Source organism: Plantactinospora sp. DSM 117369 (genome assembly GCF_053764795.1).
In genome coordinates, this window is record NZ_CM132446.1 from 498,259 (window position 1) to 520,402 (window position 22,144).

Here is a 22,144-nt window from a genome sequence, read left to right on the forward strand (position 1 = left end):
CGGCGTGACCGTCCCGCCTTGGCGCAGGTGGCAACGGCCGTAAGCATGCCACGCGCCGCCAGCCGCAGCACGGTGTGACCGTATGGTTACTCGGCCGACACCCGCGCCACGGACTGCAGCGCCGATCGTACGTCGGTGACTTCCATCACCCGCATGTTCTCCGGAGCCACCCCGCTGGCGCTCGGCCCGCAGCCCTGCGGCACCAGGGCGTACCTGAAGCCGAGCCGGGCCGCCTCGGCCAGCCGGCGGGGCACGGCGGCGACCCTGCGCACCTCACCGGTCAGCCCCACCTCGCCGATCGCCACCAGATCGGGTGCGATGGCCAGGTTGAGCCCGCCGGAGGCGACCGCCAGAGCGACGGCGAGGTCGGCGGCCGGCTCGACCACCCGGATCCCGCCGACGGTGGCGGCGAAGACCTCCCGGTCGTGCAGGGTCAGCCGCTCCGTCCGGCGTTGCAGCACCGCCAGCACCATCGCCAGCCGGGCGCTGTCCAGCCCGGAGACCGTCCGCCGGGGCGACCCGGCCACCGTGGCGCCGATCAGCGCCTGCACCTCGGTGACCAGTGCCCGCCGGCCCTCCATCGCCACCGTCACGCAGGTGCCGGGGACCGGGTCGGCGGAGCGGGTCAGGAACAGTCCGGAAGGGTCGGCGAGGCTGCTGATCCCGCCCTCGTGCATCTCGAAGCAGCCGACCTCGTCGGCGGTGCCGAACCGGTTCTTCACGCCGCGCACCATCCGCAGCGAGGAGTGCTTGTCACCCTCGAAGTGCAACACCACGTCGACCAGGTGCTCCAGCACCCGGGGGCCGGCGACCTGGCCGTCCTTGGTGACGTGCCCGACGAGTACGGTCGCGATGCCCCGCTCCTTGGCGACCGCGACCAGAGCGGCGGTGACCGCCCGGACCTGGGTGACCCCGCCCGGCACCCCCTCGGTGCCGGGGGTGGAGACGGTCTGCACCGAGTCCAGCACCAGCAGGCCCGGCTTGACCGCGTCGAGGTGGCCGAGCACGGCGGAGAGGTCGTTCTCGGCGGCCAGATAGAGCTGTTCGTGCAGGGCGCTCATCCGCTCGGCCCGCAGCCGGACCTGGCTCACCGACTCCTCACCGCTGACCACCAGCGACGGGCTGCCGGCTCCGGCCGCCCACTGCTGGGCCACGTCGAGCAGCAGCGTCGACTTGCCGACCCCGGGCTCGCCGGCAAGCAGCACCACCGCGCCGGGCACCAGGCCGCCGCCGAGCACCCGATCCAGCTCGGGCACGCCGGTCGGGCGGGCCCGGGCCGGGGCGGCGCTGATCGTGGCGATCGGCCGGGCCGGCTCGGCGGGCGCCCGGGAACTCACCACCCGGCCCGAGACGGTGGGACCGGTGAGCGTCGACTCGACGACCGCGCCCCACTCGCCGCACTCGGGGCACCGGCCGACCCACTTGGGCGGTTGGTGCCCGCAGGCGTCGCACTCGTAGGCGGGGCGGGGGTCGCGGCTCGCGGCGCGGCCGCGCCCGGTGGCGGGGCGGGGCGTGGCTCGGCTGGTCGTCACCCGAGCACGCTAACCAATCCGTACGACGGAACCGGAACGACCCGGCCGGACGTCATGCCGGGCCGGGTCGTGACGTGCCGGGGCCTACTCGTGTTCCTCGCCCTCGCCGACGACCGGGGTACCGACCGGGGCCGGCGTGAACGGCACCGCGACCGGGGCCCGTACCGGCACCTGGGTGCCGCCGAAGTCGAAGGTCAGCTCGACGTTGCCGCCCGGCGGCAGCGGCTCGGTCAGCCCGGAGAGCTGGAGCCAGTTGCCGACGGTCTTGTTCAGGATCACGAACCCGCCGGCCGGGATCCGGATCTCGGCCGGCAGCGTCGGGGACGCCGTGGGGGATGGAGTGGTGGCGGCACCCTCGGTCGGGGTCGCCGACGGCGAGCCGCCCGGTTCCGGGCTGCCCGAGGTGGCCGCCGGCGAGGGGCTGCCGGTGGTCGGCGACGGGCTCGACGAGACGGTGCCGGCCGGGGTCGGCGCGGCGGAGGCGCCGGCCAGCACCACCGAACGGGCACCGGCGGAGCTGATCCGCACCGTGACGGCCTCGCCGGAGTCGTTGTAGAGGCCGACGTTCATCGGCGCGTCGGCACCGGCCGGATAGCCCTGGGTGTTCAGGTAGTCGATCGACAGGTTGCGGACCTTGAAGGTGTTGTCGGCCGACTGCGCGTTGGTGCCGACGCTGGTGGGCACCTTGGCGGCGGTCTCGGCGATCTGGCCCGCACCGCACCCGGACAGCAGCAGGGTGGCGGCGGTGGCCGTACCGGCCAGCACCGCAGCGGCTCGCCGAGCCCCCCTGATCGAGCGCGTCACCTGGTCCTCCTCTGTGCGATCCCGGTCGCCGTCGCGATCCCCGGGTCGGCGGAACGGGCACCGTGGCCGTACCCGGGCCCAACGGGCTCCAGGGTAGTGGGCGGTGATCGGCTCGCGTACGCCGACCCGGTATCCCGGCCCGGCCCGCCCGGGCGGTACCGGCCGGCGGCGGGGGCGGGTCAGACCACCCGACCGCTGGTCACCAGCAGCACCACATCGATCAGCGCGACGAGCATGACGGCCCGGAAGACGGCCACCGGGCGGTCACCCCGGGCGGCGGCGGCCCGGCTGGCGTACCAGCCGAGCGCCGGGACCACGGCGGCGACCGCGACCGCCGTCAGGCCGGCCCAGGACGGCGGCCCGGGCGGCCCGACCACCAGGGTCGCGGTGGCCGCGAGCAGCAGCCCGGCGGCGGCCAGCCGGGAGCCGGCCGGGCCGAGCCGGTGCGGCAGGCCGCGCACCCCGGTCTGCTCGTCGTCGGCCAGGTCCGGCAGCACGTTCGCGAAGTGCGCACCGGCGCCGAGCAGCGCGCCGGCCGCGACCAGCCAGGCCGGCGGGGCCGGCGCGCCGGGCAGTCCGAGTACGACGACCGCCGGCAACGTCCCGAACGAGACCGCGTACGGCAGCACCGAGAGCGGGGTGGACTTCAGCGGCCAGTTGTAGAGCAGCGCGGAGACCAGGGCGAGGGTGGCCGCCCCGGCGGCGGCGAGGTTGAGGGTGAGCGCGGGCAGCGGGGTGAGTACGGCGGCCAGCACCCCTGCCGTGCCGACCAGCCGTCGGCTGATCATGCCGCTGGCCACCGGCTTGTCCCGGCGGCCGACCGCGGCGTCCCGGTCGGCGTCGAGCCGGTCGTTGACCCAGCCGATGGCGAGCTGGCTGGCCAGCACGGTGAGGGCCACCGCCGCGATGCCGCCGGGCGGGTGGCCGACGCCCCAGGCGAGCAGGGCCGAGACGGTGGTCACCGCGACCGCCGGCTCGGGGTGGCTCGCCCGGACCAGCCCTAACACCACATGCGACATATGGGAAGTCTGGTTGTTACCGCTCGGTCGTGCCAGGCTCGATCACATGCAGACAGCGCGGACCAGGGCAGACGCCGAGGCCGTCGTGCCCGGCAGCCGGGTCCGCCGGCTGCCCCGCAACGATCCCCGGCAGTACGACGACCTCGCCGACCAGTGGTGGCAGCCGGACGGCGCCTTCGCGATGCTGCACTGGCTGGCCGACGCGCGGGCCGCGCTGGTGCCGCCGGCCGCCCGCCCCGGGGCGGTCCTGGTCGACCTCGGCTGCGGCGCCGGGCTGCTCGCCCCCCGGGTCGCCGGCAAGGGCTACCGGCACGTCGGGGTGGACCTGGTCCGCTCCGCGCTCGCCCAGGCCGCCGCGCACGGGGTCACCCCGGTGAACGGGGACGCCGGGGCGGTGCCGCTGGCCGACGGCTGTGCCGACGTGGTGGCCGCCGGCGAGGTGCTGGAGCACGTACCGGACTGGCGGCGGGTGGTGGCCGAGGCGGCCCGGCTGCTCCGGCCCGGCGGCACGCTGGTGCTGGACACCCTCAACGCCACCGCGCTGAGCCGGCTGCTGGCGGTACGGGTGGCCGAACTCTTCCCCGGGGTACCGAGGGGGATCCACGACCCCCGACTCTTCGTCGATGCCCGGGAGCTGGTCCGCGAGTGCGCCCGGCACGGGATCGCGCTGCGGATCCGGGGCATCCGGCCGGCGGTCTGGGGGACGGCACGCTGGCTGCTGCGCCGGGCCGTCCGGCGCGTCGGCCCGGCCGGCGGGAACGCGCCACGGATCGTGCCGACCTGGTCGGCGGCGGTGCTCTACCAGGGGTGGGGTGCCAGGCAGGGGTAGGGCGGGCGACAGCACCGGCCGACCGGCCGGTGCGGGAAGGACACGGATGACGGTGGACGCGCTCGCAGCGGCACGCCGGGTGGCGCCGAGATTCGCCGCCCGGGCGGCCGAACACGACCGGGACGGCACGTTCCCGGTCGACGACTTCGCCGACCTGCGGTCGGCCGGGCTCCTCGGGTTGATGGTCCCGCCGGGGCTGGGCGGTCTCGGGGCCAGCTTCGCCGGGTACGCGGCGGTCGCCACCGAGCTGGCCCGGGGCAACGGCGCGACGGCCCTGGTGTTCAACATGCACGCCTCGGTGACCGGTGCGCTCGGCGCGCTGACCGAGGAGCTGGCCGAGGCGCTCGGCGTACCGTCCGAGGCGCTGGCGGCCCGGGACCGGCTGCTCGCCGAGGCGGCGGCCGGCGCCTGGTACGCGGTGGCGATGAGCGAGCGCGGGGCCGGCTCCCGGCTGTCGAAGCTGACCACGACGTACGAGCCGGTGGACGGCGGCTACCACATCAAGGGGGCCAAGACCTTCTGTTCCGGGGCGGGGCACGCCGACGCCTACCTGGTGGCCGCCCGGAGCGTCGCCGACCAGTCGGTGGTGTCGCAGTTCCTGGTCCCGGCCGGGCCGGACGGGCTGCACGTCGAGCCGACCTGGGACTCGCTGGGGATGCGGGCCACCGCCTCGCACGACCTGCACCTGGACGTGACCGTGCCGACCGACCGGCTGCTCGGCGGGGTGGAGGGGCTGGCCCTGGTGGTCGCGCAGCTCATGCCGCACTGGCTGGTGGCCAGCTACGCGGCCGTCTACGTCGGGGTGGCCCGGGCGGCGATCGACGCCGCCGTCGAGCACCTGACCGCACGCGGCCTGGACGGCCTGCCGGCGGTACGTGCCCGGGTCGGCCGGGCCGACGCGGCCACCGCCGCCGCCCAGTTGGCGGTGACCGAGGCGGCCCGCCGGGTCGACGAGGCGCCGGGCGACGCCGAGACGAACCGCTGGGTGTGGCGGGCGAAGCTGCTGGCCGGGACGACCGCGGCCGAGGTGGCGGCCTCGATGGTGGAGGCGGCCGGCACCTCGGCGACCCGACGCGGCCATCCGCTCGAACGCCTCTACCGGGACGCCCGGTGCGGGTCGCTGCACCCGGCGACCTCGGACGTCTGCGCGGACTGGCTCGGCATCGCCGCGCTCGGCGGCGACCCGGACCGGGACGCCGCGACCCCCAGGTGGTGAGGCGGCCGGTGACTGAACCATTTCCACCTGAACCGCGCGGCGCTCATACACCGCGTCCCCTTGCGGTCCGCGGACCGCAAGGGGAGGTTGAAAAAGGTTCAGTGGGTACCTGATGGTGCGCGAGCCGGCCGTCCGGCCACCACCGGTCGGGTCGGGCCGTACCGCGGTCGGGCGCGTTCGCCCTGGCGCGAGTCCCGAGGTCACGCTCGGGGGTTGGGCTCGGTGGGCGCGTGGAGCGTGCAGGGGTGCACGGTGTCGCGATCGGAGGACGGCATGGGAAGCGGAAGCGGGCGGGACGGCTCAGGGGTGATCGTCGGCGTGGGTGTGGCGCTGCCGCCCACAGCCAGCCAGCAGGAGCTGTGGGCGGGCTTCTTCGCGGGGCACTTCTCCGGGGCCACCCGGGCGCTCGCCGAGCGGATCTTCGCCAACTCCGGGGTACGGCACCGGCAGGCGGCGGTGAACCCGCTGCTGGAGGACGTCTCGGACTGGCCGACCGAGCGCCGGATGCGCCGGTACCAGATCGAGGCGCTGCCGCTGGGCAAGGAGGCGGTTGGCCGGGCGCTGACCGACGCCGGCCTGTCGGCGGGGGAGATCGGCCTCTTCGTGGTCTGCTCCTGCACCGGGTACGCCACTCCGGGGCTGGACATCCTGCTGGCCCGGGACATGGGGATGGCCCCGGACACCCAGCGCATGTTCGTCGGCCACATGGGCTGTTACGCGGCGCTGCCCGGGCTGGCCGCCGCGAACGACTTCGTCACCGCCCGGGGCCGCCCGGCGCTGCTGCTCTGCGCCGAGCTGACCAGCCTGCACATCCAGCCGTCGACGGCCCGGATGGACACCCAGCAGATCATCTCGCACGCGCTCTTCTCCGACGCCGCCGTCGCCGTCGTGGTCGCCCCGGGCAACGGTCCCGGGTACGCCGTCCGCGAGGTCACCGCCGTCACCGACACCTCGACGGCCGACCACATGACCTGGGAGCTGACCGACACCGGCTTCCGGATGGGACTGTCGCCGAAGGTGCCGCAGGTGCTCGCGGCGCACGTCCGTGACCTGGTCACCGACCTGCTGGCCCGGCACGGCCGGCGGATCTGTGAGGTGGACGGCTGGGCGGTGCACCCGGGCGGTCCCCGGATCCTCAACGTGGTGGAGACGGAACTCGGCCTGCCGCCGGAGGCGATGGCCGCCTCCCGGGCGGTACTCGACGAGTACGGCAACTGTTCGTCGCCGACGTCCCTGCTCATCCTGGAACGACTTCGGCGGGCCGCCGTTCCACCCCGTACCGTGGTGATGCTCGCATTCGGACCCGGGCTGACCCTCTACGCGGCACTGCTGGACCGGCGGCCCGGGGCGGCACGGGCGGACGGCACGCGGCCGGCCCACGAGGTCGGCCGGGGTGGCTCCTAGGGAGATCTCCGCCGGACCGGCGGGAGGAGGCGACCGGTGCGCAGGGTGGCGTTGACGATGGCGGCGGTGCTGCTGGTCGGGATCGGCGGCTGGTGGTCGGTCCGGTCGGCACCGGAGCCGGCCCGGCCGGGGCAGACCCGGGTCGGCGCACCGGAGGTGGTGCCCGGGATCGGTGGGGCGGACCTGGCCACCGAGCGGAGTGGAGGTGCGGCCGGGCAGAGCCTGCCGCGATTTCCGGACACCGTCTGGCGGGAGACGGCGACGCTGAACCAGCGCCGGTTCGTCACCTGGTCGATCGACACCCGTCCGGGCGGACGCTACCTGCTCCAGTACGTCTGCCTCAGCCCGGGCGAGCTGCACATCCGGGTACTCCGGGGGGTGACGGGGAGCTGGTCGAAGTCGGTGAGCTGCCCGGGACCGTTCGGCAGTGTGCAGCTCGTCGCGGCCGGTGACGAACTGTCCATCGGCGCACGGCGGCTGAACCATCGCCACGTGGAGATCGCCCTGCAGGTGGTGGCACTGTCCTGACCGGCCTGACGGGAACGTGACGCGGCGCCGGCTCAGGCCCGTTCGGGTGGCGGCTCAGGCGGCGGTCAGCAGGCGGGGCAGGTCGGCCTGGTAGTCGCCCGGCGAGCTGAGTTCCGGCACGGTCCGGAGGAGCTGCCCCGACCGGCTGGCCAGTACGGCGGCGGGTCTGCCCCTGCCGGCGCCCAGGCGCAGCGTGGCCCGCAGCTCGGAGGTCGGGTCGGTCAGGAAGCGCGGCACCCCGCCGCCGGGCGGCGGCATGGTCCGGGTGCCCGGTTCGGTCCGGCGGGTGCTGACCGCCACCACGGCGACCCCGGGCGGTACGGCCCGGACGGCGGCGTCGAGATGCTCGTCGCAGGCGCAGCCGTCGATGAGGATGATCACGGCCGGAAGCAGGCTCCGCAACGGGACCACCTGGCCGTTCTCGCCCACCAGGTCGAGCGCGGGCAGGGACCGCCCGGCGGGGGCCGTCGGGCTGCCCGGGTTCGTCGGGGCGCCCGGGTTGCCGGGGGTGCTCCGGCCGGTGGCGACCGGTCGGTGCGGGCTGGGCCAGGTGATGGCGAAGAGGCTGGTCAGGGTGGCCAGCAGGGCGACCGACATGATCAGCAGGGAGAGTCTCAGCGGGGCGGGGCCGGCGGTGGTGGTGGGCAACCCGAGGCGCCTGCGCCACCCGTCGCGGCGAGCCTGGAGCCGCAGCTCGCGGCGGACCTGCGCGGCTTCCGCCGCCAGCTCGGCGGGATCGTCGGGGATGACGATCCGGCCCCAGTCGGCGGGCAGGTCGGGCACGCCGTCGAACGGGCCGTTGTCCGGACGGCCGTCGCCGTCCGCCGACGTGCTCATGGCGCACCCCCTGGCTGCTCACCTGAGGTGTGAATCGGGCTCCGCTCCAGCCTCCCCTACCAGGGGTCGTATCGCCAGTGGGCGGCGGTGCCGGGTGCCGAAGAGATATGCTGGGGGGACCGCAACGCCCTACATCCGATTTTTCCGATCCGCCTTGTCGGCCGGTGATCCGTGTGTCACGCAGTGTGCCTAAATCCATGGATCGCTGCCGTGTCAAGCCGAAGAAAGACCTCTCACAGGGCCTCTGAGCTGCGCTAACGGTCAGGACTGCGGTGGGACATCGGTGCCTGAGCGTGTTACCCTAGACACAGCGAAAGGGGTTTCGAACCTATGGTTTTCAGTGTCGGCGAGACCGTTGTTTACCCCCACCACGGGGCCGCACTCATCGAGGCAATCGAGACTCGGGTCATCAAGGGCGAGCCCAAGCAGTACCTCGTCCTCAGGGTCGCTCAGGGTGATCTGACGGTCCGGGTGCCCGCCGAGAATGCCGAGATCGTGGGCGTGCGCGAAGTGGTCGGCGAAGAGGGCCTGGGCAAGGTCTTCGATGTCCTCCGTGCCCCGCACACCGAGGAGCCGACCAACTGGTCGCGGCGTTACAAGGCAAATCTGGAGAAGCTGGCCTCCGGTAACCCCCTCAAGGTGGCGGAGGTTGTTCGCGACCTCTGGCGCCGGGAGCGGGAGCGGGGCCTGTCGGCGGGCGAGAAGCGAATGCTCGCCAAGGCCCGCGACATCCTCGTCGGTGAGGTCGCACTCGCCGAAAAGAGCACCAAGGACGAAGCGGAAACTCTGCTCGACAAGGTGCTCACCGAGGCATAGCCCCCCACGCTGGCACTTTCCGCCGGTGCCCGCGAAGTACCCCGAAGAAAGTCCGAGGACCGCGACGTGACCGCGCAGCTCAATCCGCGCGGTGACGTCGCGGTCCTCGTTCCGGCTGCGGGTGCCGGCGTCCGGCTCGGGCCGGGCGGCCCCAAGGCGCTCCGCCGGATCGGTGGTGAACCGCTGCTGGTGCACGCCGTGCGGCGGATCGCCGCCGCACCCTCCGTGCACACCATCGCGGTGGCGGCGCCGCCGGGCGACGAGGACGCCGTCCGGGAACTGCTCGCCCCGGTCGCCGAGTTGACCGTGGTGACCGGCGGAGCCACCCGGCAGGAGTCGGTCGCCGCCGCGCTGGCGGCGGTCCCGCCCGGCCCGGAGATCGTCCTGGTGCACGACGCGGCCCGGGCGCTGACCCCGACCGCCCTGGTCGAGTCGGTGGCCGAGGCGGTCCGCGGCGGCGAGGACGCCGTGATCCCGGTGCTCCCGGTGGTCGACACGGTCAAGGAGGTCTCGGCCGCCGGTGTGGTGCTCGGCACGGTGGACCGGTCCGCCCTGCGGGCCGTGCAGACGCCACAGGGCTTCCGGCGGGCGGTGCTCGCCGCCGCGCACGCCGCCGCCGTCGATCCGCTGACCGACGACGCGGGCCTGGTCGAGAAACAAGGGGTACGCGTCGCCTGCGTCCCCGGCTCGGAATACGCGTTGAAGATCACCCGTCCGTTCGACCTGGCCCTGGCCGAGCACCTGCTCAACGCGGTGCCGCTCGCCGGGCACCACTGATCGCCTACGCTTTCGCACGTGATCCTTCCGCTGGTCGGTGTCGGCACCGACGTACACGGATTCGAGCCGGGCCGGGCCTGCTGGGTGGCTGGCCTGCACTGGCCCGGGGTGGACGGACTGGCCGGGCACTCCGACGGCGACGTCGCCGCGCACGCCGCCTGCGACGCGCTGCTCTCCGCCGCCGGCCTGGGCGACCTGGGCAGCAACTTCGGGGTGGCCGAGCCGGAGTGGGCCGGCGCCGCCGGGGTGGCGCTGCTGGCCGAGACAGCCCGCCGGCTCCGGGCCGCCGGCTTCGAGATCGGCAACGTCTCGATCCAGGTGATCGGGGTACGCCCGAAGATCGGTCCCCGCCGCGACGAGGCGCAGCGGGCGCTGACGGCGGCGGTCGGCGCCCCGGTCACGGTCTCCGGTACCACCACCGACGGGCTGGGGCTGACCGGTCGGGGCGAGGGGCTGGCCGGCATCGCCGTCGCGCTCATCCACCGGCGGTCCTGAGTCGGGCGGCCCCCGCCGTTCCGGTTGGCGCACCGTGGATTCTGTTGTCACGGATCACTACCATCACCCTCGATGGGCCGCCGACGCCGGGGGTGGGTGCCGTGACCTATGTGAAACCCAAGTCGCTGGACGGAAGCGCGAACACGCTTATCGAGCTGGCGGGCCTGCTCCGGGCCGGGCGGCCGGAGCTGACCCTGTCGGGCCGGGTCGCGACCCCGAACGCGCACGAAGAGGTGGCCGACCGGACCAGGGTCTTCGCCGACTACGCGCACGACCAGTACCAGGACGTGGTGGCGTTGCTGTCGGCACTGTCGACGAAGCTCAAGGTCGCGGCCGCCGGCTACGTCAACGCCGACGCGTCGATCCAGCAGAAGGTCGACTCCTTCATCACCGACTCCACCTTCCGGCGGACGTGACGCCGTGGCGTACCGGGCGGAGGTCAGGTACATCGAGGCGATGAAGCCGCACCTGGTCGACATGGCGGCCGAGGACTTCAAGCGGGTGGTCCGGCTGATCGAATCGGCCCTGCCGACCCTGGAACGGGTCAAACGCGGGACCAGGTGGGCCGGCACCGGCAAGGAGCTGTTCGACCGCCGCCTCAAGGAAGCCGACCTGATGATGGAGGCGTTGCGCGACGGCTACCGGAAGGCCGGACGGGCGCTCGACGACTACGTGGACGCGCAGACCGAGGCCCAGCGCCTGGTCGGCGAGGGCGTACGGGTCGAGAGTGCGCTAGGCAGCCTGGTCGGGCAGATCGGCGACCCCGGCCCTGAGCCGATGAAGGGGTGGGAGTACCTGCGCGCCCGGCATGCCGAGCTCGCCCGGGCCGGGGAGACCGGCATCGCCGAACAGATCAGGCAGATGCAGCCCGAGGCCGACCGGTTGTTCAACCAGGCGGGCGACTTCTACCAGCGGGCGATCAGGACCGAGACCGCAGCTCGGGGGTTGGCCGGGGCAGCGCTCGGAGCGGCCCGCGGCAACCTGCCCGACTTCCTGGCCAACAGTGGCGACGCGCAGGCCATCATCGGTGCCGTCTCGGGCCTTCAACAGGAGATCCGCCAGGCCGCTACCGACCCCAACGCCCGCCGGCCCGGCGCGGCGGTGATGGCGGAGTACCAGGTCGTGGAGGATCCCAACCGGGACAAGTTCCCTGATCCGCCGCTGAGCTGGGTCGTGGACCAGCGCCAGCTCACGGCGTCCGAGGCGGAGATCCTGCGGGAGTTGCAGCGGACGCGCGGCCTGCTGGGGCTACAGAAGTTCAAGGACATCCACGACGAGGCGTTCGCGGTGGCGGACGCGCGTTTCGCCTCCCCGGACCGGAACGACGACCACAACGACGCCTTCCGGCACGCGTACTGGAACGCGCGGCTGACCCAGGAGTTCGGCGAGGAGTGGACGACGCGCTACACGACGGCGCACGAGACCATCCCGGGCAACCCGGCGGCCCGCGAGGCCATGGACCTGTACAACAACGAGGTCGGCCGGGCCGTGGCGCTGGCGAACCCCGGCGTCTCACCCGAGGTGCTGGCCGACAGGGTGCAGGAGGCCGTGCAGCAGGGACGTACGGTGGTCATCGGCCGGGACGGCAAGCTGGACTACAGCGACCAGCTCACCATCCCGGACACGGGCCAGCCGGCCAACACGACCCTGCCGGGGCATCCCCAGCCGCAGAAGAAGACCGGATCGTGATCCGCAGGCGGACGATGCTGGTGGCGGCACTGGTGCTGCCGGTGTCCGCCGTGGCGGGCTGTGCGAAGGAGAGCCGGACGATGACCCCGCAGTTCGACGAGGACCTCGATGCCAAGTTCGCCGAGTTGCGGGCCAGTGGCGGGTCGGCGCCGCTGCGCACGCTGACCTCGTTCGACTGGGACGCCGTCTACTGCTACTACGAGGGCGCGACCGCCGACGAGGTCAACGGCGACGTCGGCGCGACCGTGCTGGAGTCCGGCAGCCGTTTGATGGTCTCCGGTGCCCTGGCCGTGTTCACCAACGGCGGCGAGGTGGTCAAGGCCCTGGTCATCCCCGAGCTGACCTTCACACCCGGCAAGCAGCCCGCCGGCACGACCGTCGTGGTCGAGCAGGGCATGAGCCTGGCGTCCCCGAACTGACGGGGCTAGCCGGCGGCCTGGCGCAGCTTCGTCCGGGGCGTCGCCCCGCACCGGTAGTCGAGCAGGCGATCGTCCCCGCATCCGGGTGGCAGCACGGGCGCGGGGGCACTGCTCGGGCTTGGGCGGGAGTCCTTTTGACGGGATCCCATCGAGGTTCGCGAGCGCGGAAGCCGAGGTGGGCTCGGCAGCGGGAAGCCGTCCGACCAGGTGACCGGGGGCATTAAGGGACCAAGCCTGACGCCACGGGGGGAGCGCCAGGCTTGGTCCCGTCTACGGTACCGCGCATCCGGCGGCATGGGGAGTGGGCATTCGGCGGGTCGCCGGTTAACTGGCCGGCGGCGGCTCGTCAACTGCCCGGAGAGTGGTGTCCGGCGGGTCGGGCGTGGAGATCCGGCGGGACAGCGCCGGATAGGCTCGGCCCGTGTCCAGCGACGCTGATTCCGACCAGTCCTCCTCCGCCGAAGGGTACGTCCAGCGCGCCGAACTGCTCGCCGAACTCGGCCGGTACGACGAAGCTGCCGCCGAAGTCGGGTTCGCGATCGCGCTCGACCCGTCGAACGTGCATGCGCTGGTCATGCTCGCGATGGTCAAGCTCGCGGGCGACAAGCCGGAGGAGGCGCTGAGTGCTGCCGACTCGGCCGTGGCCGCCGCTCCGGAGCTGATCCATCCGCTGGTGATCCGGGGACATGCCCTGGCGGACCTGCGCCGGTTCAAGGAGGCGGCGGCGACGGCCGACGAGATCCTCGCGCTCGGGCCGGACGACGCGTACGCCCAGCGCAGCGCGGCGGCGATCCTGGGTGAGTCGCGTAACGGACAGCAGGCGTTGAACGCCGCGTGGCGGGGTGTCGAGCTGGCGCCCGAGGAGCCGCAGGCGCACCTGGTGCTGGGCCTGGTGGCGGCCAGGATGCAGATGTTCGACCTGGCCGAGCGGGCGTACCGGGAGGCGCTGCGGCTCGATCCGGAGCTGGCGGCGGCCCAGCACAACATCGGAGTGATCCGGCTGGAGCAGCGACGCTACTCGGAGGCGCTGGAACATCTCGCGGACGCGGCGGCACTGGAGCCGACCAGCCGGGACGGTGCCCGGGCGATCGGCGGCGGGCTGCGCCAACTCCTGATGTACGGCGCCGGCTACACCATCGTGGTGTCGGTGCTGGTGGCCTGCCTGGCGGCGGCGAACCCGGTGTCGTCCCGGCTCTGGGCCGGACTCGCGGCGGTGACCGGCGGCATCCTGGTCTGGCGGTTCGCCAGGCGGGTGCCGAACCTGGGCCGGGGACGGCTGCCCGACCTGATCCGCTCCGACCGGCTGCTCGCCCTCGCCGTCTACGCCGTGATCGCCGGGCCCTGCCTGATCCTGCTCTACGCGATCCTCGGTACCCCGTGGCCGCTGGTGCTGGCGATCGCCACCACCGCCGCGACCGAGCTGGCGGTGCTCTTCGGCTGGTCACCCGACCGAGACTGACGGCATGATCCGTATCGGATGGCGTGGATGAACGGGTAGAGTCCGGGACAGTACGGAACATCCCGCTTCTTTTCGGTTCGCCCGTGCCGACCGGACGATCGGGGGTGCGATGGCTCGGCAGTGGACGCAGTGGTGGAGTCGCCGGATCGGTGTGGCGGTGTGCGGGGTGTTGGTGCTGACGGGGTGCACCAGCGAGACCGGACCGGAACCCCCGGCGCCCAAGGTGACCACCCAGGAGTTCGAACAGCGACTCACCGAGCACCTGTCCCGCGCGGTGGCCGGGGCGCTGGAGCCCGACGCGCAGGCCACCCCGCCGAGCCATTCCCGGAGCGTGGGCTGTGCCGACCTGCCCGAGGGCGGGCCGACCTGGGGTGTCCGGCCGCGAGCCGAGCTGACGGTCTCGGCCGGCGAGAAGGCCGGGAAGTACTTCGACGACCTGGACACCTGGCTGATCCGCGAGGGTTTTGCCGAGCACACCAAGCGGTTGCGGACCGGCACGCCCACCGACGTACGGGAGGTCATCGCCGAGCACGAGGACGGCACCGAGTTGCTGATGGAGATGGCTCTGGAGAGTGGAGGGTTCACCATCGGATTGACCGGACCGTGCACCTGGCCGCCGGATCGGCCCGGCGGCCCGCCGTCCTCCGGACAACTCCCACCCCTGCCGGCGCCGTCCGGTCCGACGCAGACCCGCAGCGAGGATTCCGCCGACCCGTGCCGGTCGCCGAAGCTCTACGTCTACAACCGCACCTCCCAACCCTTCGCCGGCCGGGGTCCGCACCTGATGATGCTGGTCAGGTATTCCGACGAGCGGGAGATGGAGTACGCCGAGATCCTGCTGCCCGATGCCTGGGAACCCCGGTACGAGCCGGGCACCTCCAAGCGGAACCTCGACCAGGTGCAACTCCTCGTCTGCGTACGGGTGGCGGCGACCCGGGACTCGCGCAAGGACGTCACCTGCAACTACGCGAGTGAATCGGCCCTCCTGGCCGGTGGTAGCCCGTTCACCTTCGACCTGTTCGAGAGCGTCTACCACGTCACGGTGCGGGAGGCCCGCAGCGGCAGGATGGTCAGCGAATTCACCGTGCCGGGGCGGCAGGGCGCCGAGGATAGCTGCCCGTTTCGCATGAACTACAACCGGAAGCTGGCCCGGGGCATCGACGAGACGGCCTTCGAGCGCAGGCTGCGGCCGCTCGTCGAGGCGCGCCGGTGACGGGTTGGCGGGGTGGGCTCAGCCGGTGGTCCGGCCGGACCAGGTCCAGGCGTACCCGGTGTCCTCGCAGGACAGTGCCGGACCGCAGAGGTCGAGTGGGCGGAAGGTGTCGACCATGACGGCCAGCTCGTCGAAGCTCTCCGCCCCGATCGCCCGCTCCGGGGCGCCGGGCTGCGGTCCGTGGGTGAAACCGGCCGGGTGCAGCGAGATGGAGCCCTGCTCGATCCCGGAGCCGCGCCGCGCCTCGTAGTTGCCGCCGGTGTAGAAGAGCATCTCGTCGGAGTCGACGTTGTGGTGGTTGTACGGCACCGGGATCGCCAGCGGGTGGTAGTCGACCTTGCGGGGCACGAAGGAGCAGATCACGAAGTTCGGGCCCTGGAAGGTCTGGTGCACCGGCGGGGGCTGGTGGAGCCGGCCGGTGATCGGCTCGAAGTCGTGGATGGAGAACGCCCACGGGTAGAGGTGGCCGTCCCAGCCGACCACGTCGAACGGGTGGTTGGCGTAGACGTGCCGGGTCCAGCCCCGGCGGTGCTGGACGTACACCTCGACGTCGGTCTCCTCGACCAGCAGCGGCGCCTCCGGGCCGCGTACGTCCCGCTCGCAGTAGGGGGAGTGTTCGAGGAACTGGCCGCGTACCGAGAGGTAGCGCTTGGGCGGGCCGATGTGCCCGGACGCGGAGATGGCGAGCATCCGCAGCGGTTCGGGGGCGACCGGCACGATCCGGTACACCACCGAGGTCGGGATGATCACGTAGTCGCCGGCGGTCACCCCGAGGACGCCGAAGCTGGACTCGACCCGGGCGGCGCCGGACTCGACGTAGAGGCACTCGTCGCCGACCGCATTGCGGTAGAGCGGGGAGGGCTGGTCGGCGACGACGTACGAGATCCGGACGTCGTCGTTGGCCAGCAGGTGCTGCCGGCCGAGGATCGCGTCGGTGCCGGCTCCGCCGTCGAGCTTGTGGGTACGCAGGTGGCGAGGCTTGAGTGGTAGGTTCGGCACCCGCTGCCAGGCCGGCGGGGTGAACTCCTCGGCGGCGACGATCGCGGTCGGCAGATAGCGGTGGTAGAGCAGTGACGAGTCGGAGGAGAAGCCCTCCTGCCCCATCAGCTCCTCGGCGTAGAGGCTGCCGTCGGGCTGCCGGAACTGGGTGTGGCGCTTCCGGGGAACCTCGCCGACGCTGCGGTAGTACGGCATGATCGCCTCCCTTTTGTCCCAGTCACCGGCCGAAAACGTCCGATAATCGGACGGTGTTGTCCGCTAGTCGTAGCGTCCCGTAAGTTCTCTGTTCGTGTCAACGCAGCTACCCCGGCTCTTCGCCGGGCTGGTCGACGACGCCGCCGTCTTCCCGCCCGGCAGCGCCACGCTGCCCGAGGCGGTCGCCGCGCACCGCCGGCACCGGGGTGCCTGGTACGCCCCATTGGTCGGCCCCCTGCTGCTGCCCGCCTCGGCCCTACCCGAGCTGCCGGCCCTGCTCGGCGACGACGAGCGGATCGACGTCGGCGTGATCGGCGACGTACCCGTGCCGGAGCTGTACGCGCTGCGCGAGCAGACCGACCCCCGGATCCGGATCCGGCAGGTTGAGATGGCGGTGGCCAAGCGGGGCGAGGACCCGCTGCCCGGGCTCGCCGCCCTCGCCCGGCTCCCCGCCCACCTGGACGACGCCGACGTCTACGCCGAGATCCCGCTCACCTGGGGGTTGCTCGGCGCGCTCGACCGGCTTGCCGACGAACGGGCCGGCGGCAAGCGGATCGCGGCCAAGTTCCGCACCGGCGGGCTGGCCGCCGAACTCTTCCCCACCCCGGTCGAGCTGGCCGCGGTGATCGGCGCCTGCCGGGACCGGGAACTGCCGTTCAAGCTCACCGCCGGGCTGCACCACGCGATCCGGCACATCGATCCGGAGACCGGCTTCACCCACCACGGCTTCGTCAACATCCTGGCCGGCACCGCCGTGGCCTGCGCCGGCGCCGAGGTGGCCGAGGTGGCCGAGACGCTGGCCGCGACCGACCCGCTGCCGCTGGTCGAGGCGGCCCGGTCCCGGCGGGAGCAGCACCGTCCGCTCTGGATCGGGTTCGGCTCGTGCAGCGTGCTGGAACCGCTGATCGACCTGGTCCGGCTGGGACTGGTGAATGGAGGCTTCGAGTCGTGACAGTTGGGGAGCACGCGTGACCTGGGTGGCGGAGGCGGCGGGATCGGCGTACGGGGTGCACAACCTGCCGTACGGGGTCTTCCGGTCGGCGGGGCGGGCGCCCCGGATCGGCGTACGGGTCGGGGATCTCGTCCTCGACCTCGACGGCGCGGAGGCGGCCGGGCTGGTCTTGGCCGGCGGCGCGCTGCGGCAGCCGACCCTGAACGCGTTCCTGACGCTCGGCCGGGCACAGTGGACCACCGTCCGGACCAGGATCGTGGAACTGCTGACCGACGAGCGGCACCGGGCGGCCGTGACCCCGCTGCTGGTCCCGCTCGACCGGGTGGAGCTGGTGCTGCCATTCGAGGTCGCCGACTACGTCGACTTCTATTCCTCGGAGCACCACGCCAGCAACGTCGGGAAGATCTTCCGGCCGGACGGGCGGGCGCTGCTGCCCAACTGGCGGCACCTGCCGGTCGGCTACCACGGCCGGGCCGGCACGGTGGTGGTCTCCGGTACCCCGGTGGTCCGCCCGACGGGGCAGCGCGGCACTCCGGACGGGCCGGTGTACGGGCCGTCGACCCGGCTGGACATCGAGGCCGAGGTCGGCTTCGTGGTCGGGGTACCGTCGCCGCTGGGCGAGCGGGTCGGGGTGGACGACTTCGCCGCGCACGTCTTCGGGGTGGTGCTGCTCAACGACTGGTCGGCCCGGGACATCCAGGCCTGGGAGTACCAGCCGCTCGGGCCGTTCCTCGGCAAGTCGTTCTGCACCTCGGTCTCGCCCTGGGTGGTACCGCTGGAGGCGCTGGCCGCCGCCTGGGTACCGGCCCCGGCGCAGGAGCCGGCGGTGCTGGACTACCTGCGGGACGTACCGCACCTCGGGCTGGACCTGCGGCTGACGGTGGACTGGAACGGCACCCGGGTCAGCGAGCCGCCGTTCGCCGGGATGTACTGGACGCCGGCCCAGCAGCTCGCGCACCTGACGGTGAACGGGGCGGCGCTGCGTACCGGCGATCTCTACGCCTCCGGCACGGTCTCCGGCCCCCGCCGGCAGCAGGTCGGCTCGTTCCTCGAACTGACCTGGGGCGGGGCCGAGCCGGTGACGCTCTCCGACGGCTCGACCCGGACGTTCCTGGCCGACGGTGACACGGTCAGCATCGGCGCCACCGCGCCGGGGCCGGACGGCAGCACCGTCGGCCTGGGCGAGGTCGTCGGGACGATCGCCCCGGCCCGCCCCGACTGAGGCCCGGCGTCCGCACAGCCGGTGTCCGGTCGGCGTTCAGCCGGGTCCCGCACAGCCGGTCGGACGGAGTGTGCGATTGACCGGTCGGGACGAGTAACAGGATTGCTCATCGCGCGTTGACTTACCCGGGCGGGGACAAACCCGTCATCAAGTCTGATAAGCCTTGAAAGGGTACAAAGATGTTCAACGCGGAAGTTGCTTGCTGGCGCAAGAGCAGCCGTTCCAACGACCAGGGACTCTGCATCGAGGTGGCCGACAACCTACCCGGCGTGGTCGGCGTGCGGGACTCGAAGGACCCCGACCCGGTGCTGTCGTTCGAGCCGGCCAGTTGGGCGGCGTTCGTGGCGGCGACCAGGACGGGCGCGTTCGGGAGCTGATTGAACCGCGCGGTTCCGAGCACGGTCGGGACCGCGCGGTCACGGGGAACCCTCGCCCCGGTCCGGCACCGGGCGGCGAGATCTGATTCGCTCCCTGTCGAGCTGGGTGCACGGACGGGGCGCCGACCCGGATGACGTGCGGCCGGACCGCCATCGTCGCGGGACGGTGTTGTCGGTGGGTGCACCGGCGGGGCAGCTCGACAGTCTCGCCCGGAGGCATGGTCCGGGACAGAGCGCGGGCGGTGCGTCGAGCGCGCGTCCGTTCATACGTCGCGCTGTCACGTTCTGATCATTCTGCGGCGGTCCGGACTGTGATCGGCCCCTCCCGCGCCGTACCGTGGTGTCGGGGAGGTGCCCAATGTCGACGGTGGCGTTCAGCCGACTGATCGAGGCACCCGCCGACGAGCTGTGGCGGGTCTTCACCGACCTGCCCGCCCGCCCCCGATGGCTCTGCCAGGTCGACGAGGTCGAGGTGCTGAATCCGGCCAGCGCACCGGCACCGGGCCAGGCCGCCGCGCCGTCCGGGTCCGGCGGCGGATCGAACACCAGCCGCGAAGGATCGGATACCGACCGCGAAGGATCGGCCACCGGTCTCGGGGTCGGCACCGTCTGGCGGGAGAGCCGGACCGGGCCGGACGGCACCGTGATGGTCGAGGAGTTCGCGGTCCAGGAGGCGCTACCGCCCCGGCGACTCGTCGTCAGCTCGTCGGGCAACGGCGTCGACTACCTGACGACGTACACCTTCGTTCCGGTGCCGGCGCGGCGACCGGGTCGGGGCCGGACCGTGGTGACCGTCAGCCACGAGGGTGTGCCCACCGCCCGGTACGGCCGGCTGCTGGCCGTGGTCTTCGGCGGGCTCGCCGCGCGGGCCGGCGAGGGTGCGCTCCGCCGGGACCTCGCCGACCTGGCCACCGCCACCGCCACCGGCCCGAGCGGCCCGGCCGTCGCCGCCTGACCGAGCGCGCCCGCCGGGTACCGATCGCGCACCTGCCCGGCGGCGGCCGCCCGGCGGTCGATAGGGTTCCGGCGGAGGTGTCCGGGCATGGCAACGCCGAACGGCGCGCGGAACTGGCCGCGGACGGCGGTCGCCATCGCGGTGGCGGTGCTGCTCGCGGTCGGGTCCGCCGTGATCGTCTACCGGGTGCTGGCGCCCGCCGAGGTGAGCACGCCGGCCCGGGCCGACTATCCGGCCCCGGTGACCGCCCGGCCCGGCGTGGTCGGCACCCTGAACGCGGCACCGCTGATCGTCGACGACCGGATCAGGGTCTACGCCACCACCCGGCAGGTCCGGGCCGACCGGCCGGTCGACGCACCGACCCGGCGCACGCCGTACTGGTCGTACCGGCGCTGGCCCGCGCAGGTGGCGGGGCTGGTGGCCGAGGGTGGCACGGTGGTGACCCGCTGGTCGGACGGCGAGTTGGTGGCGCTGGACGCCCGTACCGGCACGGTCCGCTGGCGGGCCACCGGACCACGCCCCGGGCACGACTATCTCGGCCGGCGCACCGGAGCCGCCACCGTCTACGCCCCGACCGGCCTCCACACCGCCCGCTCCTCGACCGGCCGCCCGGTACTGGTGGTCGGCGAGGCCGCCGACCGCCGCGGGATCGACCTCGACTCCGGCCGGGAACTGTGGCGCCTCAGCACCGTTCCGACCTGCTCCGACCGTGGCCCGGACGACGAGACCGCCGCCGGGGCGGGTCAGGGGCTGACCACCACCGACGGGTTCTTGGCCGTCCTCGACGGCTGTGCCGGGTCGGGCGGGGTGGAGTTCTACGACGTGGCCACCGGCGCCCTCGCCGGGCGCTGGCGGCCCGACGACTCCGGGCGGCCGGTCCGGGTCAGCCCGGTCGGCTGCGCGGCCGGCCGGTCCGGCTGCCGGGCCCTGCGGACGGTCAGCGGCGGCGTGACCCGGGGCTGGCTGGTCGACGGGACCCGCCCGGTGCCGGCCCCGGCCCTGGACGCGCCCGAGGCGGTACTGGTCGGTGAGGTCGCGGTGGCCCCGGGCGGGACCGGGCTGGTGGGCCGGTCGGTGCGGACCGGCGCCGAACTCTGGCGCTGGTCCGAGGCCGGGCAGTCCCGGCTGATCGCCGCCCAACCGGGCCGGGTGCACCTGCGTACCGCCGGAGGTGACCTGGTCACCCTGGACGCCGCCACCGGGGCGGAACGGTCCCGGTTCCCGTTCACGTACGGGCGGGACTCGACCACCTGGTCGCCCGGGTTCGCGTACGCCGCCGGCGGCTTCCTGGCGGTGGAGCGGCTCGCCGAGCCGGTGGATCCGGCCGCCGGGGACGACCGCTACTACCTGGCCGCCCAGCCGGTCATCCTGGCCGGCACCTGACCCGGCCGGAGCGGCGCCGCACCGGGCTGTGGTCCGGGGGACTACGACCCGACCTCCGCCCGGGCGTTTCGACGGCGGTGTGCCCGGCGGGCGACGACGAAGAGTCCGCCAGCCACGACCACGCCGGCGACCAGCGAACTTCCGAGAATCCCCCACGGGGTGCGCAGCGGCCCGAAGAGGCTGCTCGGCTCGCCCACCTCACCCGGATCGGGGAAGGTGATCCTTCCGGTGCCGGTCTGCCGCACCGTGCCGCTCGCGAGCTCGATGTCGATCTTCCACGGGCCGTTGGGTAGTTCCCGAGGGAACCGTACGCCGACCGTGCCGGACGTACCGGGTGCGAGTGTCGTCCCCTCGATCACGTCGAACGGGCCGGCGCGCGTTCCGGCGGGCCCCTCGGAGAGCGACACCGTTCCACCCAGGTCCAGTGCCCGCCTGCCGGTGTTCTCCACCCGGATGCCGACCGACGGTACGCCCTGCGCGTCCCGCGCCGGCACCACGTCACCGATCGTGAAACTGGACGGAGGCTCGCCGCCGACCCCGATGTCGAGATAGACCCGTACGCCGACCCGGTGGATCTGACTGACGTTGGCCGACTTCTTCGGCGGCGATTTCGCCGAGGCCCAGATGACGGCGTACCGCTCACCCGTCGAGGTCGGCGGTGGCACGTCGAGGGTGGCCCGGACCCGGGTCTCGGCGCCCGGCGGGAGGTCCACCCGGTCCTTGTCCAGGGTGATCCAGGAACTCAGCTCGTTCTGGGTCCGGCCCTCCCCGAACCGGAACCGGCCCTCCTCGACCGTGGCCGCCGCCGCGTAGAGGTCGATCCGCTGGGTGCGGGAGGTCTTGTTCACCACCAGCAAATGCCGCCGGATCACGGTGCCCGGCGGCAGGTGGTCCACGATGTAGCGCAGTGCCCGTGGGTCGCCGCGGCGGTCGACCGGTGCCTCCAGCAGTTGGATCCCGATGCTCTCCGTGTCGGGGTCCCGTGCGGCCGCGCCGGCCTGGGTGGGCGGCAGGCCCAGGCCGA

General features: G+C 73.3%; 23 protein-coding genes. 17 read left to right on the forward strand and 6 right to left on the reverse strand.

Annotation, left to right across the window (positions count from 1 at the left end):
• Positions 1-86 precede the first annotated feature (86 nt).
• The 3 genes from radA to ACSMXO_RS02320 form a co-directional block, all read right to left on the reverse strand.
• Positions 87-1,532 carry a DNA repair protein RadA gene (gene radA / locus ACSMXO_RS02310; RefSeq protein WP_346259051.1) on the reverse strand — a complete coding sequence of 482 codons (1,446 nt, stop codon included), beginning with the start codon at positions 1,530-1,532 and terminating at the stop codon, positions 87-89.
• 84 nt (positions 1,533-1,616) lie between these two features.
• On the reverse strand, positions 1,617-2,336 hold the full coding sequence (locus ACSMXO_RS02315) for a hypothetical protein (RefSeq protein ID WP_455416527.1): 720 nt from the start codon (positions 2,334-2,336) through the stop codon (positions 1,617-1,619).
• 179 nt (positions 2,337-2,515) lie between these two features.
• A complete protein-coding gene (locus ACSMXO_RS02320) occupies positions 2,516-3,355 on the reverse strand; it encodes a UbiA family prenyltransferase (RefSeq protein ID WP_455416528.1) in 840 nt (279 codons plus the stop codon).
• 46 nt (positions 3,356-3,401) lie between these two features.
• Between ACSMXO_RS02320 and ACSMXO_RS02325 the strand changes: the two genes are divergently transcribed.
• From ACSMXO_RS02325 to ACSMXO_RS02340, 4 genes are all read left to right on the forward strand, one after another.
• Complete coding sequence (locus ACSMXO_RS02325) at positions 3,402-4,184, forward strand: methyltransferase domain-containing protein (RefSeq protein WP_455416529.1); 783 nt, start codon at positions 3,402-3,404, stop codon at positions 4,182-4,184.
• 46 nt (positions 4,185-4,230) lie between these two features.
• Positions 4,231-5,400 (forward strand): acyl-CoA dehydrogenase family protein, encoded by a 1,170-nt coding sequence (locus tag ACSMXO_RS02330; RefSeq protein ID WP_346259048.1) that lies wholly within the window; start codon positions 4,231-4,233, stop codon positions 5,398-5,400.
• Between the two features lie 273 nt (positions 5,401-5,673).
• A complete protein-coding gene (locus tag ACSMXO_RS02335; protein ID WP_455416530.1) occupies positions 5,674-6,804 on the forward strand; it encodes a type III polyketide synthase in 1,131 nt (376 codons plus the stop codon).
• A 36-nt stretch (positions 6,805-6,840) separates the two neighbouring features.
• Entirely contained in the window at positions 6,841-7,332 is a 492-nt protein-coding gene (locus ACSMXO_RS02340) for a hypothetical protein (RefSeq protein ID WP_346259046.1), read from the forward strand.
• A gap of 54 nt (positions 7,333-7,386) precedes the next feature.
• Here ACSMXO_RS02340 and ACSMXO_RS02345 read toward each other — a convergent pair whose 3' ends face one another.
• Positions 7,387-8,169 carry a hypothetical protein gene (locus ACSMXO_RS02345; protein WP_455416531.1) on the reverse strand — a complete coding sequence of 261 codons (783 nt, stop codon included), beginning with the start codon at positions 8,167-8,169 and terminating at the stop codon, positions 7,387-7,389.
• A gap of 330 nt (positions 8,170-8,499) precedes the next feature.
• Here ACSMXO_RS02345 and ACSMXO_RS02350 point away from each other — a divergent pair, with 330 nt between their 5' ends.
• The 8 genes from ACSMXO_RS02350 to ACSMXO_RS02385 all read left to right on the forward strand — a co-directional run bounded on the left by ACSMXO_RS02350 (position 8,500) and on the right by ACSMXO_RS02385 (position 15,037).
• Positions 8,500-8,985, forward strand: a complete 486-nt coding sequence (locus ACSMXO_RS02350; protein ID WP_007073334.1) for a CarD family transcriptional regulator — start codon at positions 8,500-8,502, stop codon at positions 8,983-8,985.
• Between the two features lie 66 nt (positions 8,986-9,051).
• Positions 9,052-9,762, forward strand: a complete 711-nt coding sequence (gene ispD, locus ACSMXO_RS02355; RefSeq protein WP_346259044.1) for a 2-C-methyl-D-erythritol 4-phosphate cytidylyltransferase — start codon at positions 9,052-9,054, stop codon at positions 9,760-9,762.
• An 18-nt stretch (positions 9,763-9,780) separates the two neighbouring features.
• Entirely contained in the window at positions 9,781-10,257 is a 477-nt protein-coding gene (ispF, locus tag ACSMXO_RS02360; RefSeq protein ID WP_346259043.1) for a 2-C-methyl-D-erythritol 2,4-cyclodiphosphate synthase, read from the forward strand.
• 101 nt (positions 10,258-10,358) lie between these two features.
• A complete protein-coding gene (locus tag ACSMXO_RS02365; protein ID WP_455416532.1) occupies positions 10,359-10,673 on the forward strand; it encodes a hypothetical protein in 315 nt (104 codons plus the stop codon).
• A 4-nt stretch (positions 10,674-10,677) separates the two neighbouring features.
• On the forward strand, positions 10,678-11,946 hold the full coding sequence (locus tag ACSMXO_RS02370; protein WP_455416533.1) for a DUF6973 domain-containing protein: 1,269 nt from the start codon (positions 10,678-10,680) through the stop codon (positions 11,944-11,946).
• Entirely contained in the window at positions 11,943-12,365 is a 423-nt protein-coding gene (locus tag ACSMXO_RS02375) for a hypothetical protein (RefSeq protein ID WP_455416534.1), read from the forward strand. Before ACSMXO_RS02370 ends, ACSMXO_RS02375 begins: the two co-directional genes overlap by 4 nt.
• Before the next feature lie 421 nt (positions 12,366-12,786).
• A complete protein-coding gene (locus ACSMXO_RS02380; RefSeq protein WP_455416535.1) occupies positions 12,787-13,824 on the forward strand; it encodes a tetratricopeptide repeat protein in 1,038 nt (345 codons plus the stop codon).
• Between the two features lie 166 nt (positions 13,825-13,990).
• Positions 13,991-15,037: a hypothetical protein gene (locus ACSMXO_RS02385; protein ID WP_455416536.1), complete on the forward strand. Its 1,047-nt coding sequence runs from the start codon at positions 13,991-13,993 to the stop codon at positions 15,035-15,037.
• An 18-nt stretch (positions 15,038-15,055) separates the two neighbouring features.
• Here the strand turns inward: ACSMXO_RS02385 and ACSMXO_RS02390 are convergent, their stop codons facing one another.
• On the reverse strand, positions 15,056-16,231 hold the full coding sequence (locus ACSMXO_RS02390; protein WP_346259037.1) for a homogentisate 1,2-dioxygenase: 1,176 nt from the start codon (positions 16,229-16,231) through the stop codon (positions 15,056-15,058).
• Positions 16,232-16,325: 94 nt separating this feature from the next.
• Between ACSMXO_RS02390 and ACSMXO_RS02395 the strand changes: the two genes are divergently transcribed.
• The 5 genes from ACSMXO_RS02395 (at position 16,326) to ACSMXO_RS02415 (ending at position 21,120) form a co-directional block, all read left to right on the forward strand.
• Positions 16,326-17,183 carry a hypothetical protein gene (locus tag ACSMXO_RS02395; protein ID WP_455416537.1) on the forward strand — a complete coding sequence of 286 codons (858 nt, stop codon included), beginning with the start codon at positions 16,326-16,328 and terminating at the stop codon, positions 17,181-17,183.
• 16 nt (positions 17,184-17,199) lie between these two features.
• On the forward strand, positions 17,200-18,405 hold the full coding sequence (gene fahA, locus ACSMXO_RS02400; protein WP_455416538.1) for a fumarylacetoacetase: 1,206 nt from the start codon (positions 17,200-17,202) through the stop codon (positions 18,403-18,405).
• 179 nt (positions 18,406-18,584) lie between these two features.
• Positions 18,585-18,782: a DUF397 domain-containing protein gene (locus ACSMXO_RS02405; protein WP_346259034.1), complete on the forward strand. Its 198-nt coding sequence runs from the start codon at positions 18,585-18,587 to the stop codon at positions 18,780-18,782.
• Between the two features lie 358 nt (positions 18,783-19,140).
• On the forward strand, positions 19,141-19,737 hold the full coding sequence (locus ACSMXO_RS02410; protein ID WP_346259033.1) for an SRPBCC family protein: 597 nt from the start codon (positions 19,141-19,143) through the stop codon (positions 19,735-19,737).
• An 87-nt stretch (positions 19,738-19,824) separates the two neighbouring features.
• A complete protein-coding gene (locus tag ACSMXO_RS02415) occupies positions 19,825-21,120 on the forward strand; it encodes an outer membrane protein assembly factor BamB family protein (protein WP_455416539.1) in 1,296 nt (431 codons plus the stop codon).
• A 41-nt stretch (positions 21,121-21,161) separates the two neighbouring features.
• On the opposite strand, the gene ACSMXO_RS02420 is transcribed toward ACSMXO_RS02415, so the two are convergent.
• Positions 21,162-22,016 carry a hypothetical protein gene (locus ACSMXO_RS02420; protein WP_455416540.1) on the reverse strand — a complete coding sequence of 285 codons (855 nt, stop codon included), beginning with the start codon at positions 22,014-22,016 and terminating at the stop codon, positions 21,162-21,164.
• Positions 22,017-22,144: the final 128 nt, after the last annotated feature.